General features: G+C 41.1%; 2 protein-coding genes. Both read left to right on the forward strand.

What is annotated here, in order from left to right; translation table 11 throughout:
• Nucleotides 1-3,083 (forward strand): type I restriction endonuclease subunit R (locus tag PHO71_RS25425; RefSeq protein WP_300208983.1); only part of this gene is annotated, 3,083 nt, incomplete at its 5' end.
• Nucleotides 3,084-3,256: 173 nt separating this feature from the next.
• A partial coding sequence (locus PHO71_RS25430) for an HAD family hydrolase (RefSeq protein WP_300208984.1) occupies nt 3,257-3,944 on the forward strand: 688 nt, incomplete at its 3' end.

Below are 3,944 nucleotides of genomic sequence, written 5' to 3' on the forward strand. Positions count from 1 at the left end.
TTTTGCACGAGCGTTTGCTAAAGGCGGTAAGACGTATTAATTCGTCTATTCCGCATGATGTGCAGGAGGAGGCGATTAAGACTGTTGCACGTATTGCTTCGCCCGATCAACTGGCAAATAACGAGGAATTTCATCGGTTGCTTACCGAAGGGGTGCCTGTTTCTATGCATAAAGAGGGTGCCGAGCGTGGGGAAAGGGTTTGGTTGGTAGATTTTGATTATCCGGAAAACAATGATTTTATTGTTGCCAATCAATTTACTATTATTGAAAACGGTCATAATAAACGTCCTGATATTATTTTATTTGTTAATGGGTTGCCTTTGGTGGTGTTTGAATTGAAAAATGCCACGGACGAGAAAGCTACTATACAGAGTGCTTTTCGTCAGATTGAAACTTACAAACAGATGACTCCTTCACTGTTTACTTACAATTCGTTGGTGGTGATTTCGGACGGATTGGAGGCTAAGGCGGGTTCGTTATCGGCTGGGTATAGTCGTTTTATGGCTTGGAAAACCGAAGATGGCAGAGCTGAAGCTTCCAAATTGGTTGGTCAATTGGAGGTTTTAATCAAAGGAATGCTTAATAGTACTACGTTGTTGGATATGGTACGTTCCTTCACTGTATTTGAAAAGTCAAAAACGGAAGATGCTAAAACGGGTATAATTACTATAAAGACGGTTAAGAAAATTGCGGCTTATCACCAATACTTTGCTGTGAATAAAGCGGTGGAATCTACGATACGGGCAACCGGTATCAATGATGATTATCCGGATAAAGTGGCGGAAGATCCGATTCATTACGGACTGCGTGCTGTTAAAGAGCAACCGGTTGGCGACCGTAAAGCGGGTGTGGTATGGCATACGCAGGGCAGTGGTAAATCATTGTCGATGGTGTTTTATACAGGAAAGATTGTTCAGATGCTGAATAATCCTACTGTGCTTGTGATTACCGATCGTAACGATTTGGACGACCAGTTGTTCGATACCTTTGCGGCTTCTAAACAATTGTTGCGTCAAACACCCGTTCAGGCTGAGAATCGTGAGGCCTTGAAGGAGTTATTACGGGTGGCTTCGGGTGGCGTGGTTTTCTCTACTATCCAAAAGTTTCAACCGGAGAATGGAAATGTATACGACACGCTTACCAACCGGAGTAATGTGATTGTTATAACGGACGAAGCGCATCGCACGCAGTATGGTTTTAAGGCTAAAACGGTTGACGTTAAGAATGAAGCTGACGAGGTGATTGGTTCTGAAATTAAATATGGTTTTGCAAAGTATCTGCGGGATGCTTTGCCTAATGCTACCTATCTGGGATTTACGGGAACTCCCATTGAGTCGACGGATGTCAATACGCCTGCTGTATTCGGGCATTATATTGATGTGTACGATATTGCCCAGGCTGTTGAGGATGGTGCAACCGTCCGGATTTACTACGAAAGTCGTTTGGCTAAGGTGGAATTGAGTGAATCGGGTCGCCGTCTGGTGGAAGAGCTGGACAAAGAATTGGCTGCAGATGATATGAATGATGTGCAGAAGGCGAAAGCAAAGTGGACACAGCTTGAGGCGCTGATTGGTAGTCCCAGTCGGGTTCATATCATTGCAAAGGATATTGTGACTCATTTTGAACAGCGCCAATCCGTATTTGAGGGTAAGGCGATGATCGTGGCGATGAGCCGTCGTATTGCGGCTGAACTGTATGATGCAATTATTGCTATTCGCCCGGAATGGCATTCCGATGATTTGGCTAAAGGGGCTATTAAAGTGGTGATGACTACGGCGTCGTCTGACGGGGCGGCTATCTCCAAGCATCATACTACAAAAGAACAACGCCGGGCTTTGGCGGAACGAATGAAAGACCCCGACGATGAACTGAAGTTGGTCATTGTGCGTGATATGTGGCTTACCGGTTTTGATGCGCCTTGCTTGCATACGCTTTATATAGATAAGCCGATGCAAGGGCATAATTTAATGCAGGCGATTGCCCGTGTAAACCGGGTTTATAAAGACAAACCCGGTGGGTTGGTGGTGGATTACCTGGGTATTGCTTCCGATCTTAAAAAAGCATTGTCTTTTTATTCCGACTCGGGCGGAAAAGGGGATCCTACGTTGCAACAGGAGCAAGCGGTAGCAATTATGAGAGAGAAACTTGAAGTGGTTTCGCAAATGTTCCATGGTTTTGAATATGAGAATTATTTTGATGCAGATGTATCGGGTAAACTTTCGTGGATTCTTCGTGCCGAAGATTTTATTTTAGGGATTGATGATGGGAAGAAACGTTTTGTAAATGAAGTAAATGCCTTGGGTAAAGCTTTTGCTATTGCTATTCCTCATGATGAGGCCATGGATGCAAAGGACGAGGTTTCATTTTTTCAGGCGATAAAGGCTTGTTTGTGTAAATTTGATTCGACTGGTTCCGGCAGAACGGATGAGGAGATAGAAACTACGATTCGGCAAGTGATTGATAAAGCCTTAGTTTCTGAACAGGTGATTGATATATTTGATGCTGCAGGTATTAAAAAACCAGATATTTCCATTTTATCTGAAGAGTTTTTAATGGAGCTGAAAGGTATGGAGCATAAGAACATTGCTCTAGAGGTACTTCGCAAACTATTGAATGACGAAATTAAAACTCGTTCCAAACTTAATTTGGTTGGAAGTCGTTCTTTAATGGAGATGCTTGATAATTCATTAACGAAGTATCATAATAAAGTAATATCAGCTGCTGAGGTTATCGAAGAGCTTATAAAACTGAGCAAGCATATTGTTGCTCAAGACTCAGTTGCCAAAGAGCTGGGGCTTACGGATTACGAATATGCTTTCTATACTGCGATAGCAGACAACGAAAGTGCGTTGGAGGTACTTGGAAAGGATAAGCTCAGAGAGTTAGCAGTTGTTCTAACGGATACTATACGTAAAAACACCTCTATTGATTGGACTATTAAAGAAAATGTGCGTGCTAAAATGAAAGTTGCTGTAAAAAGACTTTTGCGGCGTTTCGGATATCCGCCAGATATGCAGTTGTTAGCCACAGAAACAGTCCTCAAGCAAGCCGAACGAATCGCAGAAGAATTAGTAAAAAGCTAAATACCTGAAATATAAAGCTGCATTGTATTCCAAATAAGATGTTGCAAAAAACCATTTTCGTGACCTCACGAAAATGGTGACGTTTATGAAATGACATTGGTTTAATCCATGAAATGGAATGAGAATGTTTGCTTTGATGAATAGGAATAATTACTAAAAAATATCACATAATAATGGCAAGACCTAAAAAAGCAACAGTTGCTCTCATTTACGACTTTGATGGAACTCTGTCTCCTGGAAATATGCAAGAATATGGTTTTATTCAGGCTGCCGGTTTAGATGCAAATACATTTTGGGAAAAAAATACTAAAATGAAAGAGGCGCAAGATGCAAGCGAAATTTTATGCTATATGAAATTAATGATAACAGAAGCCAGTCACAAAGGGTTGCTGCTAACTAAAAGTTCATTAAAGGAATATGGCAAGAATGTCGAATTATTCCAAGGTGTTAAAGATTGGTTTACTCTAATAAACAAATATGGAGCAGATAATGGTATTATCATTGAGCACTATATAAATTCTTCCGGACTAAAAGAAATAATAGAAGGAACACCTATTGCTAAGGAATTCAAACACATTTATGCTTGTTCGTTCTTTTATTCTCCTGAAGGCAAAGCTGAATGGCCCGCGGTTGCAGTTGACTTTACTGCCAAGACTCAATTCCTATTTATGATTAATAAGGGTATTAGATACGTGAAAGACAATAAAAAAGTTAACGAATTTAAACCCGATATCGAGCGCCCTATTCCTTTTAGACACATGATCTATTTTGGAGATGGAGAGACAGATGTACCATGTATGAAGCTAATTAAACAACAAGGAGGCCGCTCAATAGCAGTTTACAATCCTAGTAAACGTGCCA

Source organism: Bacteroides sp. (assembly GCF_028690125.1).
In the GTDB taxonomy this organism is placed as follows: Bacteria; Bacteroidota; Bacteroidia; order Bacteroidales; family Bacteroidaceae; genus Bacteroides.